Genomic DNA, 14,122 nt, shown 5'->3' with positions numbered 1-14,122 from the left:
ACTTCAGGGCAACGAAATAGTCAGCGTGGCCGATTGCGGCCCCAGCTTGACCACCTGCGAATAGGGCGCCAATGTGCGCAATGTCTGATCGCGCAGATACGTGTTCAGCCCGAGATAGGCGAGCAGTCCGACCAGCGCGAACACCGCGCCGATCGACCACAACGGCACTTCGCGCTTCAGACGGTGCGCGACCTGATCGGGCAACGGCCAATGCGGTGCGAACGGCGCACGCTTACCCTTCATGTGCGCGATTTCGTCGCCGATACGCGCGGTCAAATACGCAAGCTTCTCCGGCCCTTCAAGCAGATACTTGCCTTGAAAGCCGAGCAGCAGGCACATGTGGAACACCTCGAGCGATTGCAAACGAGCCGCGCCTTGCGCGCGGCATTCCTCGAGATACTGGAAGAATTTTTCGCCCGCGAGCTGCTCGCCGAACAGCACGAGCTGCAGCGGCCGCCGCTCCCATTCCGTGCGAATCTTGAACGTGGACGACAACACCGACTCGTCTATCGCCGCACAGAACGCAAACTTCGACGCGTAGACATCTTCGGCGGAGGCATTGAGCTTTTTCGCGCCGCGCTCGAAGTCGCCGAGAAACTGCTGAATGCGCTGGCTGAATTCGTGCGCTTCGCCAGGCTCACGGCCGTTCTTCAACAGGAACAGCATGAAGAAGCCGTCGTACAGCAGGTCGAGTAGCGAACGGACCTGATAGCTCGGCTCGGTCGCCGGGGCGGGCGTCGCGGCAGGCGTGCTGCCGCCGAAGAGTGAAGGCGCGTAGCTCATGATGTAACCGCGATCAGTTCAAGTTGAAGATCGTTGATGCCCGAGGGCGCATAGATCATTGCGGATTGCGCTTGCAACATGCGCTCATACAGTGCGCCGCGCGGCTCGAAGGAGAAATAGCACGCGCCCGGCCGCACCGGTATAGCGGGCGGCACCTGTGGTGTGTAGACGAGCCGCACGCCCGGCATGGCCGAGAGCACGAGCTTGTCGACGTCGTCTGGCGCGCCGACCTTGAAGCGTGCCGGTACCGCTTCGACCAGTTCGGCGGTGGGCATGTCGGCGGATACCGCAATATAAAAGAGCGTCTTGTCGTCGATCTTGCCCGAGTCCAGCCGCCCTGCATGGAACGACGGACGCACTTCTTCGAGCGCGATCGCGAAGTAGCGTGTGGAGATCACGGTTTCCAGCAGATCGCGCAGGATCATATCGAGCCGGGCAAAGCCGGGGCCCGGATCGTCGTGACGATAAGCCGGCAGATCGGACAGCGCGTAGCCCTTCGAAAACGTCATCAACTGGCCGGCGAGGCGCAGCAACTCCTGAAACAGCCGCTCCGGATGCAGCGCCGAATGCTGATACAGATGAGCGAGCGACGCGAACGCCGCGCTCGCCGTGTGCAGCAGCCAGAACGAAGCAATGTCGCCGGAACGGAACTCGATAATGTTCTTGGTCGGTTCGCGGTGAAAGCCGTATAGCGCGTTGACCTTGGCCTGCAACGCGTCGATCAGCTGACGCAGCCGTTGATGCAGAACCGGCGAAGCGTCGATTGCGAGGCACGGCGGCACGAAGCTGTCGTCGATTTCAAAGCCCGACGTGGCTGTGCGGCGCACGCGCACGAGCGGCACCGAAAGCAGTTGATCGCGCGGCTCGCTGTGCGCGATGAGCTTGACACTCGTCTTGAGGAAGGTGATGTCGGCTTCGGCCGCGTCGGTGAAATGATCGGCGACGGGAGTCTGCTCACTGACGTAGCGCGCGACGAAGCCCGCGTTGTTGTCGTGCGAATAGTTGGCGCCCGTCTCGCGCAACGGATGCAGCGCAAGATAAAACGTAAATTCGTTGATACCGTCGGGCAGCGTGTCCAACGCGATGGGCGGCGGCAGGTCGTCCGCTTGCGGCGCCGAATACAGTGCGCCGTCGGGGAACACCAGCGAAAGCTCGCTGACACGCAGCACGTTGCTGCCAAGTGCATCACGGTCGAAGCGCGCGGAACGCACGCCCCAGTTGTACGGCTGGATAGCCTGAATGGACTCGAACAGGCGCGCCTCGTGATAGGCGTCCTGACGCTGAAAATGCTGCGGCCTCAGAAACAGGCCTTCCCCCCAGAGCACTTTTGCGGAATAACTCATCTCAAACCTGTTATATGGGTTCAGCGTGCGGCGCGGCCGCAATAAGCCTATTCGGGCGCCGCATTGTTAATTCTCTTGAAAATGTTAAATCTCACTGCTTCCGCATCTTTCGCGGCAGGTTTTAACCACAGCTAACAGCGGAAAGCATATTCAGCGGCTGCGCGGGCAATCCCTGTTCTGGCGGGATCACCGTGCCGTTGGTCACCGTCATTGCGCAGTTATGCAGGCCGATCATTATGCCGGATTTCTCCGACTTCGCCGGGTCGAAGGCGAATTTCCAACGCTGCATGGCCGGATCGCGGAATAGAGCGACGATACCGAAGGCTTGCGCTTCACGCGATACCTTTTCGGTAACAACGTAACGTTGGCCCGGGATCAGCGTCACTTCACGCACGCCCAGCAGATCGCCGCCGAGTATGGTCTTTTCCTTCGCTGGGTCAGTAAATGCGTCGAATGGCGCCTGCTGGAATGAAGTGGGATCTTTCAATGTGTAAAGCCGCACCACCAGCGCAAATGGCCGCTTGTCATTTGCGGCATTCAGATTGGGCGCCGCATATAACGTGAGGCCGACATTGCGCGGCGGTTTTTGCGCGTCCGGCAAATCAGGCTTGCCGAGGCCGCTCGCCTGCAAAGCCGCGTTGGCAGCGGCTCCCAGCACGGTAACGCCTGCGGCACAACCCCCTAGCGCGGCGCACAAGGCGGCGTTTGCAATCAATAGCGATGCATGGCGAACAAGACGCGAATTCATATACTTCGACCGGCTGGCCGCCGTCCCCCGTCTAAACATCGATAACAAAATAATTTCTGCAGAACTTCACCAACTAATGCCGCTTTCTGCCGTTTACTGCCTCGCGATGCTGCTTGCATGTAATGCCGCGCATACATTGGCTTTGCGCCCGGTGAGTGGCAAAATTTCCCGTTTACCCGACTGCCCCTATTGCACCAGGAAACAATTTCTGCGTGCCTGGTTTTAAGGATCCATGCGTATTTTTTTCGTGCAATGCTTCTTCACATGAAAGTTGAATTATCGAAAATTGGCCTGTACTATACCCGCGCACTTGAAGCAAAGCAAAACTCCGGTTTCTCCTTGAATTAAAAAATCGCACGTCGGTGAAAAACGATGAATGACCGTCTGTTAGTAAAACTATCTGGGGTAGTGTTGGCATGCGGCGTGATCGCCGGTTGCGCGACACAAGGCAACAACACGGCGACTACACCGGAGGCTTTTAATAAGCAGCTCGCGGACGCAGATACTGTAGCGAAAGGCGGCGATCAGGATCGTGCTATCGCGCTTTATCAGCAGCTTTCAAAATCAGATCCGACGCGCGAAGAACCGTGGTCGCGCATTGCGCAGATCCAGTTTGCGCAAGGTCATTACGGTCAGGCTATCGTCGCCGCGCAAGAGGCGCTGCAGCGCGACCAGACCGACCGTCAGGCAAAGAGCGTACTGGCCGTGGCAGGTCTTCGCGTCGCCACTCAATCGCTCGGTGAATTGCGTCAGGACGCGTCGCTCGCGGGCGACGCCAAGTCGGACGCGCAAGCGCTCGCCAAGCAGTTGCGCGACACGCTGGGCGAAGCCACGTTGTTCCCGCCTGACCCGAGCGACAAGACGACTGCAAAGAAAAAGCGCGTGATTCGCCGCGTCGCGAAGAGCAAGACAGTAGAGGCGCCTGATGCGAGCACCACGGCTGCGGCTCCGGCTCCGGCTGCCACGCCGGCGGCTCCGGCGGCGCCTGCCCCCGCGGCACCCGCAGCGCCCGCCAAGGCCGCGCAAAGCGGCGGCGCGTCAGATCCGTTCAGCGCGCTGCGCTGATCTCCACGTCTCACCATCAGCATTCGGGAGCCGACGATGGCGAAGAAAGAAAGCATACAAAAACGCTTGCAAAAAGTGCGGCCGCCCCGCGTGCAGCTGACCTATGAGGTCGAGCGCGGCGATGCGATCGAGGTGAAAGAGCTGCCGTTCGTCGTCGGCGTGGTGGCCGATCTGGCGGGGCAATCCGAAGTCGATCAGCCGAAGCTTCGCGATCGCAAGTTCGTCAATATCGACCGCGACAATTTCGACGACGTGATGAAGGCGATCGAGCCGCGCGCTGCGTTCCAGGTGGAAAACCGCCTGAGCGAAGCCGGCGGCAAATTTGCCGTAGATCTGCGTTTCAAGTCGATGGCCGATTTCAATCCGGACGAAGTCGTCGCGCAAATCGAGCCGTTGCGGCGTCTGCTCGAAGCACGTTCGAAGCTCGCGGATCTGCGCAACAAGCTCGCCGGCAACGACAAGCTCGAAGATCTGCTTTCCGAAGTGCTAAACAACACGCAGCAGTTGCAAACTCTGGCGAAAGATCAGGGCAATGCGGCGGACCAGAACGGCGGCGCGCCGGACCACGACAAGCAAGGCGATTAAGTACGGGGTGTGAGATGAACCAGCAAACAGCAGCGGCCCAACTCGCTACTGCGCAAAGCGGTCCGGAATCCACGCTGCTCGACGAGATCGTCGAGAAAAGCCGCGTGGCGAAGTCCGATTCCGAACATGCGCGTGCGAAAGACCTGATCGGCGAACTCGTGCATCAGGTGCTCGACGGCACCGTGGTCGTCTCCGACAACCTGTCGGCAACGATCGACGCACGCGTTGCGGAACTCGACCGCCTCATTTCCGCGCAGTTGAGCGCGGTGATGCACGCACCCGAATTCCAGCGCATGGAAAGCACCTGGCGCGGTCTGGACTATCTGTGCAAGGAGAGCAACACCGGCTCGACGGTCAAGATCAAGGCGCTGCATGCGCCCAAGCGCGATCTCGTGCGTGACTTCAAGACCGCGATCGAATTCGATCAAAGCGCGCTCTTCAAGAAGATCTACGAAGAAGAGTTCGGCACATTCGGCGGCTCGCCGTTCGGCGCGATCATCGGCGATTTCGAGGTCACGCGTCAGCCCGAAGACGTCTATTTCATCGAGCAGATGTCGCATGTCGCGGCGGCCGCGCATGCGCCGTTCATCGCTTCGGCGTCGCCCGAATTGCTGGGCCTCGAAACGTTTGCCGATCTGGGCAAGCCGCGCGACCTCGGCAAGGTGTTCGACACCGTCGAATACGCGAAGTGGAAGTCGTTCCGCGACTCCGAAGATTCGCGATATGTGGGCCTCACGCTGCCGCGCTTTCTCGGCCGCCTGCCGTTCAATCCGAAAGACGGCGCCACGGCAGAAGGCTTCAACTTTGTCGAAGACGTCGACGGCACCGATCACAGCAAGTACTTGTGGTGCAACGCTGCGTGGGCATTCGCTGCGCGCCTCACGGCTGCATTCGACGATTTCGGCTGGTGTGCAGCCATTCGCGGCGTGGAAGGCGGCGGTCTGGTGGAAGATCTGCCGACTCACACCTTCAAGACCGACGACGGTGAAGTCGCGCTCAAATGCCCGACCGAAATCGCCATTACGGATCGCCGGGAAAAAGAGTTGAGCGACCTGGGTTTCATTCCGCTCGTGCATTGCAAGAACTCCGACTACGCTGCGTTCTTCGCCGCGCAATCGGTGCAAAAGCCCAAGAAGTACAGCACCGACAGCGCAAATGCGAATGCCGTTCTGTCCGCGCAATTGCAGTACATCTTCTCGGTATCGCGCGTCGCGCATTACCTGAAGGCAATGATGCGCGACAAGATTGGCAGCTTTGCATCGGCGCAGAACGTCGAGGTCTTTCTCAATCGCTGGATCTCGCAGTACGTGCTGCTGGATGACAACGCAACCCAGGAACAGAAGGCGCAGTTCCCGTTGCGCGAAGCATCCATCCAGGTCTCGGAGATTCCGGGCAAGCCCGGCGCATATCGCTCGGTTGCTTTCCTGCGCCCGCATTTCCAGCTCGACGAACTGTCGATCTCCTTGCGGCTCGTCGCCGATCTGCCGAAACCGGCCAATTCATAAACGAAGTCAGAAAACCCGGGCCGGCCGCCCGGGTTGGCTGTTAAAACCACCTCTTTGGGGAGTCGATGAGTTATGAAGGACATCTATTTAAAATTCGGCAATCCGGCGATCAAAGGCGAGTCTGCCGATAAAGATCACGCTGGCTGGATCGAAATCGATTCGTGGAGCCACTCGATCACGCAACCGCGCTCGGCCACGGCTTCGACCGCGGGCGGCCACACGTCTGAGCGTTGCGAACACGCGGACATGCAGTTCACGAAAGACATCGACGTAGTCAGCCCGCTGATCTATCAGCACGCTTCGGGCGGCACGACGTTCGACGAAGTCACCATCGACTTCATGCGTTCGGACGGCGAAGGTAATCGCATCAAGTACCTCGAAGTGAAGCTGAAGTACGTGATCATTTCGAGCGTGACGCCGAGCGTCGTTGGCGAAGGTCTGCCTACCGAACAGTTCTCGCTGAAGTACGCAGCCGTGCAGTGGAAGTACACGCAGCAGAAGATCGGCGGCAACCAGGGCGGCAACGCGCAGGGCGCGTGGAGCCTGACGAAGAACGACAAGACGTACGCGGTCTGATGCATGGGCGCACGCGGCGCGCGGCCCGGAAGGGCTGCAGCGCATGGCGTGCGCACTGCATCTAACCGCTTCTTCGGACGCCGATGAAACGCTTCGAACCCAGCTTTCTCGACAAGCTGTTCGACGACGAACCGCATTTGCCAGCTTCACCGGCGATGCGGCAATTGTCGTTGGAGGAGTTAAAGGGCACTGTCGCGCGAGATGTTGAAGCGATACTGAACACGCGCATCGCGCTGACCGAGCATGAGCTCGCGGCTTTGCCCGAATGTCAGCGCTCCGTGCTCACGTATGGCCTGAACGACTTCGCAGGACTGAGTCTCGCGAGTCACTATGACCGCACGTTCATCTGCAAATCGATTCAACAGGCAATTGCGCGGCATGAGCCGCGCTTGCAGCAGGTATCGGTCACGCTCGAACTGAACGAACAATCGACCAACGCGCTGAATTTCGCAATTCAGGCGCTGCTGGTCGTTCATCCGGCAGAAGAACCGGTGAGTTTCGACGCGATGTTGCAGCCGTCCACATTGCAATACTCGGTGACGCGCGCACGCGCAAAATTGTAGACGCTGTTTTTAGCTTGATACCGCTTGGCTTCAATGCCGCTTCCCCGCCGCCGCCACGCGCATCGGCGGCGGTAACGAAGCGGAGAAGGTTCGGGTCCGGGGATTAGATCGATGGAAGAATTGCTGCCGTATTACGAGCGCGAGTTGTCATTTTTGCGGCGCTATTCGCGCGACTTCGCGGAGCGCTACCCGAAGATCGCCGCGCGTCTTGCCATGTCGGGCGAGCACTGCGAGGACCCGCATGTCGAGCGAATGATCGAGTCGTTCGCGCTGCTCGGCGCACGCATCAACAAGAAGCTCGACGACGACTACCCCGAGTTCACCGAAGCGCTGCTGGAAGTGCTGTATCCGCATTATCTGCGGCCATTTCCGTCGTGTTCGATTGCGCAATTGGGCAACTCTGCCGCATTGAGTCATCTGACGGAACCGGTCACGATCGAACGCGGTACTGAGCTGAAGTCGCGGCCCATTCGCGGCGTGCAATGCCGTTTCCGGACCGCATACGACGTCACGCTCGCACCGGTCCGTATCTCCGAGGCGAAGTACACGTCAGTCGCAATGGCGCCCAGCGCGACCGTGCTACCCGGCAATGCGACCGCAATCGTCTCGATCACCTTCGAATCCACCGCTGCGCAACTCGATCTGTCCGCGTTGAAGGTCGGTACGTTGCGCGCGCATCTGCACGGCGAGCAGTCGTTCATTGCGGCGCTCGCCGACTGCCTGTTCGTCAATGCAATGGCCACATATGTCGAAGCCGACCGGCGCGGCGTATGGACGCAACTGCGTGCATCGCCGCTCGTGCAGGCAGGCTTTGACGAGCAAGACGCGCTAATCGACTATCCGGCCAAGTCCCATCCGGCTTATCGGCTCCTCACCGAGTACTTTGCATTCCCGGAAAAATTCAATTTCGCCGACTTCGATCTGACCGCAATGACGCGCGCGACAGGGCGCTGCCAACGCCTGACACTGCACGTCGTGCTGAAAGAAGTGCGCAGCGATTCGCATGTCGCCAGGCTTCTCGACGCTTTGTCGGCGCATCATTTCCGTCTCTTCTGCACGCCGGTGGTGAATCTGTTCGAACAGCACGGCGAACCGATTCGCGTGACCCATCAGGCGGTCTCGTACCCGGTGATTGCTGAAGCGCGCCGCGCATTTGCCTACGAGGTTTATTCGATCGATTCGGTCAAGCTCGTCAGGCAACAGGCGCATCAGGAATCGGTCACCGAATTCAGGCCCTTCTATTCGCTGCATCACGGCGAGGCCGCACGCGCCGGACACTACTGGTTCGCGCGCCGCAACGACTGGGTCGCGCAAAAGAGCCCAGGCTACGAGACCGAAATCTCGATTGTCGACATCGACTTTGAACCGGCGGCGCCGCAAACCGACACCTTGAGTCTCGATCTGACCTGTACGAACCGCGACTTGCCAGCGGGCCTCGCCGTGGGTCTCGAAGGCGGCGATCTCTTTCTCGAAGGCGGGTCGCTGACGGGCAGCATTACGATGTTGCGCCGGCCCACGCCGAGTGTGCGTTTCGAACGCGGCCGGGCCGCGCATTGGCGGCTCATTTCGCATCTCGCGCTGAACCATGTGTCGCTCGCGAATAGCGGGCTTTCCGCGCTGAAGGAAATGCTGGTGCTCTACGATTTGCGGCGTACGGCGGTGTCGGCGCGGCATATCGACGGTCTTGTCGGGATCGAGCAGCGCGCGGCCGTGCAATGGCTGCCCGGCAAACCGTTCGCGACGTTCGTGCGCGGCATTGAGATTCGCTTGACCATCGACGAAGAGCATTTTGTCGGCACGAGTCTCGCGTCTTTCGTGCGCGTGATCGACACATTCTTTGGGCTGTATGTGCATCTGAACAGCTTTGTGCAACTGGTCGTCGTGTCGAAGCGCACTGGCGAGGAGATCTTGCGATGCAAACCGCGCAGCGGCGAATCGATCCTGGCGTAGTCGAGCAGCTTCTCGACGAACCACATCGCTTTGAATTTTTTCAGGCGGTGCGGCTGTTCGAAAAGTGGTTCGCACAACAATCGCCGTCTGACACCGGACGTTCCGGCGATATCGTCGCGCAGCGCATTGCGTTTCGCAATTCGCTCTCCATGTCGTTCCCGCCGAGCGAGATTCACGGTGCGCAATCGTACGACGACGAAGGCACTGCGCTAAAGGAAAAGGCTCAGCGTACGGCAGCGCTCGAAGACGGCTCGCTCGAAAAAGTGGACATCACGCCGGCATTTTTCGGCTTGCTCGGCGGGCAGGGCGCGTTGCCGCTGCACTACACCGAGCAGATCATCGCCCGTGAACAGATCAAGCGCGACCGCGCCGCGCGCGAATTCTTCGATGTGTTTTCCAATCGCGCCACCGCGCTTTTTTACGCGGCGTGGAAGAAGTACCGCTTGCCGTTTCATTACGAACTGGATCGCGACGAACGCTACTTGCCGTTGCTGCTTGCGCTCGCGGGCGTTGCGGACAACGACACCCGCACCAGTCTGCAAACTGGCGAGGGCGCGCTATTCGACGAAGCGATTGCCGGCTATACGCTGCCCGCGCGGCACAGGCCAGTGTCGGCAGCGTATTTGCAACGCACGTTGTCCGAATATTTCAAGGTGCCGGTGCGTGTCGAGCAGTTCGTCGGCAAATGGTATGACGTGCCGCGCGATCAATTGACGCTGCTCGGCAGCGTCAACGCAACACTCGGCGCGACTGCGCTCGCGGGGGAGCGCGTCTGGCAGCGCGACATGCGCGCGCGGCTCGTGATCGGACCGCTCGACAAAGCCGACTACGAGGCGTTTCTGCCCGGTGCGGACCGCGCCGTTGCGCTGGAACGCATGCTTACGCTGCTGGCGGGCATCACGCTCGAATACGAAGTGGCGCTAGTGCTGCGCCGCGAGGCAGTGGGCCCGACGCTTCTCAGTAAGGGCGCACGCCTCGGTTGGGACGCGTTTCTCTGTACACGCGACGCCGAGCGCGACCGCATGGATGCGCGTTACGAACTGCACGTGATTCACTGACCATAACGATAGAACCTGACCGGATCGCACGACATGAGCACGTCCCTCAATACCCTGATCGCGAAACTGAATCCGACTTGCCGGCAAGCAGCGTTGCTGGCGGCGAACAACTGTCTTGCCCGCGGTCATTACGAGGTGGACCTCGAACATCTGCTGCTTGCGCTGCTCGATGAACCGGCAAGCGATGTTGCGCTGGTGCTGCGCGCAAGCAGGATCGATCCACATGCGTTGCGTGCGGATATCGAGCGTGAGTTGCAGCGCCTGAAAACAGGCAATACGCGTACGCCGGTGTTCTCGAAACAGCTGATCGATCTGCTCGAACAGGCATGGCTGATTGCGTCGCTCGACTCGCAGATTGGGCGCATCCGTTCAGGGCATTTGCTGCTCGCGTTGCTGAGCGCACCCGATCTCGCACAATTCGCCGAGCGGATGTCGCCATTGCTGGGCGATGTGCGTGTGACGGATCTGAAGCATAAGTTCGACGAGTTGACTGCAGGCTCTCGCGAAGTCGAGCGCAGCGATGCGGCGCAGAATCCGGACGAAAGCGCGAGCGATGCAGCGAGAACGGAGGCGGCGGTGGGCGCACCGTCGAAGACGCCGGCACTCGATACCTACACCAGCAACCTCACGCAGCGAGCGCGTGAAGGCAAGATCGATCCGGTGATCGGCCGCGAAGGCGAAATTCGCCAGACCATCGACATACTGATGCGGCGTCGACAGAACAATCCGATCATGACAGGCGAGGCGGGTGTCGGTAAAACTGCGGTGGTCGAAGGGCTCGCGCTTCGCATTGCGGCAGACGACGTGCCTGCACCGCTGAAAGGCGTGGCGCTGCATGTACTGGACATGGGCCTCCTGCAAGCAGGCGCCAGCGTGAAGGGCGAATTCGAGAATCGCCTGAAGAACGTGATTGACGAGGTCAAGAAGAGCCCGCATCCGATCATCCTGTTCATCGACGAGGCGCATACGATCATCGGCGCGGGCGGGCAGGCCGGCCAGAACGATGCGGCGAATCTGCTGAAGCCGGCATTGGCGCGCGGCGAATTACGCACAATCGCTGCGACCACCTGGAGTGAGTACAAGAAGTACTTCGAGAAAGACGCAGCACTGGCACGCCGTTTCCAGGTCGTGAAGATCGAAGAGCCGAGCGAAACGTTGGCGGCAGCGATGTTGCGCGGCATGGCGTCGTTGATGGAAAAGCACTTCAACGTGCGGGTGCTCGACGATGCCATTACTGAGGCAGTGCGCCTCTCGCATCGGTACATTAGCGGCCGGCAACTGCCGGATAAGGCGATCAGCGTGCTTGACACCGCATGCGCGAAAGTCGCGCTCGCGCACAGTTCGACACCGGCCGCCATCGACGACACGAAGAAGCGCCTCGAGCGTATCGACGCCGAAATTGCGGCGCTGGAGCGCGAAGTGGCGAGCGGGGCGCTTCACGACGAACGGCTCGCGCAGTTGCGCGAACTGCGCGAAGAAGACCTGAAGGATCTCGCCGAAGACGAAGCGCGCTACGACAAGGAGCGCGCATTGGTGAGCGAGATCGTCGGCTTGCGGGCGGAGATCGACGCCGCGCGGGTGAGTAGCGCGGACGCGGAGCAAGCGGCGAAGGCGCAACAGGCGCGCGAAACGCTCGCGGTTCGCGTCGCCGAATTGCATGCGTTGCAGGGCGGTCAGCCCATGGTGCCGTTGCAGGTGGACGGCCACGTCGTAGCGGAAATCGTCGCGTCGTGGACAGGCATTCCGCTCGGCCGCATGGTCAAGGACGAAATCCAGACTGTGCTCAACCTGCAGCCATTACTTGGCGCGCGGGTGATCGGACAGGATCATGCACTCGAAGCCATCGCGCAACGAGTGCGCACGGCAAGCGCGAATCTCGAAGATCCGAACAAGCCGCGTGGTGTGTTCATGTTCGTCGGACCGTCGGGCGTCGGCAAGACCGAGACGGCGCTCGCACTCGCCGATGTGCTCTACGGCGGCGAACGCAAGATGGTGACGATCAACATGAGCGAGTACCAGGAAGCGCATAGCGTGTCTGGCCTCAAAGGATCGCCGCCGGGCTACGTCGGCTATGGCGAAGGCGGTGTGCTGACAGAAGCGGTGCGCCGCAACCCGTATTCGGTCGTATTGCTCGATGAGGTCGAAAAGGCCCATCCCGATGTGCTCGAAATGTTCTTTCAGGTGTTCGACAAGGGCACGATGGATGACGCTGAAGGCCGCGAAATAGATTTCCGTAATACGCTGATCATTCTCACGTCGAATGTCGGTTCGCAAGCGGTCATGCAGGCGTGCCTGAACAAAACCGCCGAGGAGTTGCCTGACGCCGATGCGCTTGCGGAGACCTTGCGTCCGCAACTGTACAAAGCATTTAAACCGGCTTTTCTCGGGCGCATGAAAGTAGTGCCCTATTATCCGATTTCCGACGACGTGCTTGCCGAGATCATCGCGTTGAAGCTGGAGCGGATTCGCCGCCGCATAGAATCGAATCACAAGGCGGTGTTCGAGTGGGACGAGTCTCTCGTCGATGCGGTCCTCGCGCGTTGCACCGAAGTGGATTCCGGTGCGCGCAACGTCGACCATATTCTGAACGGCACGCTGTTGCCCGAAGTCGCACAACACGTGTTGGAGCGCATAGCCAACGGCGTGGCGATTCAACGTATTTCGGTGCGCGCAAGCGAGGCTGGCGAGTTCGAATACGCCGTCGCCTAAGCAAATTTCACAAATGCATTCTGATAGCTCTGTGCCATGCCGACCAATCTGAACACGCTGCTCGCTCCAATCAGCGAAGCCGCGCCCTGTGGCGAAGATCTGCTGTTCTCCGCCGACTTCGATGCGATCCAGCACGCCCGGCGTTTCGAAGATCCATCGCTCGATCAAGGCGAATGGATCACCGAGATCAAGGAAGCCGACTGGCCGTTCGTTATCGAGCGATCGAGCGCTTTGCTGCAGACGCAGACCAAAGACTTGCGACTCGCCGTGTGGCTCACGGAAGCGCTTGCCATAGAAGAAGGCGTGAGCGGACTCACGCAGGGTTATACGCTGCTGGCGGGGTTGTGCGAGAAGTTTTGGGACACAGTCCATCCGCTGCCGGAAGGCGACGACACCGAATATCGACTCGGCAACGTTGCATGGCTTGTCGGTCGCACTGGCGATCTGCTGCGTGCCATGCCGCTTACGTCGTCGCAAGGCAACCTGTACAGCACGATCGATTGGGACGTGGCGACACACGTTGCGCAAGCTGTGAAGCGCGATCCCGATCATGCCGACGACATTGCGCGCGGCAAGCCGTCGATCGAGCAGATCGACGCATCGAAACGCGCGACGCCGCCCGCCTTTTACTCAACGCTGCTGGCCGAACTCAAGGCGTTCGAAGCGGCAATGCTCGCACTCGAACAGGAACTGGACCGTCGCGCCGCTGACTCGGCACCGAGCTTCCGTCAGGCGAAAGACGCATATGAAAGCGTTTATCGTCTGGCCGAACGTTTTGCGCGCGAACTGGGCGTGAATGCAGATGCGCAACCGACGTCTGTCGACAGATCGAGTGCGCCGACGCATCACGAACTGGAACGGGCCGAACCCACCTTCAAAACTTCACCGCAACGCGAGGAGCCCGTGTTGACGACGCCGCCGACCCACGCAATCGCAGGAATCCAGAGCCGCGCGCAAGCCGTCGCGCAGTTGCGCGCGGTGGCCCGGTTCTTTCGCACTACGGAGCCGCATAATCCCGCGGCTTACTTCGCCGACAAGGCCGCCGAGGCCGCGGACATGCCGTTGCATCAGTGGCTTTCGACCGTGGTGAAAGACGACGGATCGCTCGCGCATATTCGCGAGTTGCTCGGCGTAAAGCCGGAAGAAAACGGCTAGAGGTCCGCGCTAAAACTAAAAAACCTGGCTTCGAGTCGCTTGACCGAGCCAGGTTTTTTTACGCGAGCAGTTCACGTGCTGA

12 protein-coding genes are annotated in these 14,122 nt (G+C 60.2%); 9 read left to right on the top strand and 3 right to left on the bottom strand.

The genetic code is table 11. The annotated features are described in order from the left end of the window. Window positions 1–3 precede the first annotated feature (3 nt). The 3 genes from icmH to tssJ all read right to left on the bottom strand — a co-directional run bounded on the left by icmH (window position 4) and on the right by tssJ (window position 2,874). Complete coding sequence (icmH, locus tag ACTJLB_RS23020) at window positions 4–783, bottom strand: type IVB secretion system protein IcmH/DotU (protein WP_020070375.1); 780 nt, start codon at window positions 781–783, stop codon at window positions 4–6. Further along, entirely contained in the window at window positions 780–2,126 is a 1,347-nt protein-coding gene (gene tssK / locus ACTJLB_RS23015) for a type VI secretion system baseplate subunit TssK (RefSeq protein ID WP_020070376.1), read from the bottom strand. The genes icmH and tssK overlap by 4 nt, the downstream gene beginning before the upstream one ends. A 121-nt stretch (window positions 2,127–2,247) precedes the next feature. Continuing rightward, entirely contained in the window at window positions 2,248–2,874 is a 627-nt protein-coding gene (tssJ, locus tag ACTJLB_RS23010) for a type VI secretion system lipoprotein TssJ (RefSeq protein WP_020070377.1), read from the bottom strand. Between the two features lie 372 nt (window positions 2,875–3,246). Here tssJ and ACTJLB_RS23005 point away from each other — a divergent pair, with 372 nt between their 5' ends. The 9 genes from ACTJLB_RS23005 to tssA all read left to right on the top strand — a co-directional run bounded on the left by ACTJLB_RS23005 (window position 3,247) and on the right by tssA (window position 14,040). After that, complete coding sequence (locus ACTJLB_RS23005; RefSeq protein WP_440784556.1) at window positions 3,247–3,939, top strand: tetratricopeptide repeat protein; 693 nt, start codon at window positions 3,247–3,249, stop codon at window positions 3,937–3,939. 36 nt (window positions 3,940–3,975) lie between these two features. Next, a complete protein-coding gene (gene tssB / locus ACTJLB_RS23000; RefSeq protein WP_440784554.1) occupies window positions 3,976–4,524 on the top strand; it encodes a type VI secretion system contractile sheath small subunit in 549 nt (182 codons plus the stop codon). Between the two features lie 14 nt (window positions 4,525–4,538). Next, window positions 4,539–6,029, top strand: coding sequence for a type VI secretion system contractile sheath large subunit (gene tssC, locus ACTJLB_RS22995; RefSeq protein WP_020070380.1), 1,491 nt, complete (start codon window positions 4,539–4,541; stop codon window positions 6,027–6,029). A 72-nt stretch (window positions 6,030–6,101) separates the two neighbouring features. Further along, window positions 6,102–6,605, top strand: a complete 504-nt coding sequence (locus tag ACTJLB_RS22990; protein ID WP_020070381.1) for an Hcp family type VI secretion system effector — start codon at window positions 6,102–6,104, stop codon at window positions 6,603–6,605. Window positions 6,606–6,688: 83 nt separating this feature from the next. Next, complete coding sequence (tssE, locus tag ACTJLB_RS22985; RefSeq protein WP_020070382.1) at window positions 6,689–7,168, top strand: type VI secretion system baseplate subunit TssE; 480 nt, start codon at window positions 6,689–6,691, stop codon at window positions 7,166–7,168. A 111-nt stretch (window positions 7,169–7,279) separates the two neighbouring features. After that, entirely contained in the window at window positions 7,280–9,118 is a 1,839-nt protein-coding gene (gene tssF, locus ACTJLB_RS22980; protein ID WP_087754465.1) for a type VI secretion system baseplate subunit TssF, read from the top strand. Then, on the top strand, window positions 9,082–10,176 hold the full coding sequence (gene tssG / locus ACTJLB_RS22975) for a type VI secretion system baseplate subunit TssG (RefSeq protein ID WP_440784553.1): 1,095 nt from the start codon (window positions 9,082–9,084) through the stop codon (window positions 10,174–10,176). Before tssF ends, tssG begins: the two co-directional genes overlap by 37 nt. 33 nt (window positions 10,177–10,209) lie before the next feature. Beyond that, on the top strand, window positions 10,210–12,885 hold the full coding sequence (tssH, locus tag ACTJLB_RS22970) for a type VI secretion system ATPase TssH (protein WP_440784552.1): 2,676 nt from the start codon (window positions 10,210–10,212) through the stop codon (window positions 12,883–12,885). A 36-nt stretch (window positions 12,886–12,921) separates the two neighbouring features. Further along, window positions 12,922–14,040, top strand: coding sequence for a type VI secretion system protein TssA (gene tssA, locus ACTJLB_RS22965; RefSeq protein ID WP_088175981.1), 1,119 nt, complete (start codon window positions 12,922–12,924; stop codon window positions 14,038–14,040). Window positions 14,041–14,122 lie beyond the last annotated feature (82 nt).

It is taken from the genome of Paraburkholderia sp. 22098, assembly GCF_052045935.1.
In the GTDB taxonomy this organism is placed as follows: domain Bacteria; phylum Pseudomonadota; class Gammaproteobacteria; order Burkholderiales; family Burkholderiaceae; genus Paraburkholderia; species Paraburkholderia caledonica.
This window is presented reverse-complemented; position numbering and strand designations above follow the sequence as displayed.

Coding starts and splice junctions, on each gene's coding strand:
- icmH (WP_020070375.1), bottom strand. CDS start 783: ATGAGCTACGCGCCTTCACTCTTCGGCGGCAGCACGCCTGCCGCGACG.
- tssK (WP_020070376.1), bottom strand. CDS start 2,126: ATGAGTTATTCCGCAAAAGTGCTCTGGGGGGAAGGCCTGTTTCTGAGG.
- tssJ (WP_020070377.1), bottom strand. CDS start 2,874: ATGAATTCGCGTCTTGTTCGCCATGCATCGCTATTGATTGCAAACGCC.
- ACTJLB_RS23005 (WP_440784556.1), top strand. CDS start 3,247: ATGAATGACCGTCTGTTAGTAAAACTATCTGGGGTAGTGTTGGCATGC.
- tssB (WP_440784554.1), top strand. CDS start 3,976: ATGGCGAAGAAAGAAAGCATACAAAAACGCTTGCAAAAAGTGCGGCCG.
- tssC (WP_020070380.1), top strand. CDS start 4,539: ATGAACCAGCAAACAGCAGCGGCCCAACTCGCTACTGCGCAAAGCGGT.
- ACTJLB_RS22990 (WP_020070381.1), top strand. CDS start 6,102: ATGAAGGACATCTATTTAAAATTCGGCAATCCGGCGATCAAAGGCGAG.
- tssE (WP_020070382.1), top strand. CDS start 6,689: ATGAAACGCTTCGAACCCAGCTTTCTCGACAAGCTGTTCGACGACGAA.
- tssF (WP_087754465.1), top strand. CDS start 7,280: ATGGAAGAATTGCTGCCGTATTACGAGCGCGAGTTGTCATTTTTGCGG.
- tssG (WP_440784553.1), top strand. CDS start 9,082: ATGCAAACCGCGCAGCGGCGAATCGATCCTGGCGTAGTCGAGCAGCTT.
- tssH (WP_440784552.1), top strand. CDS start 10,210: ATGAGCACGTCCCTCAATACCCTGATCGCGAAACTGAATCCGACTTGC.
- tssA (WP_088175981.1), top strand. CDS start 12,922: ATGCCGACCAATCTGAACACGCTGCTCGCTCCAATCAGCGAAGCCGCG.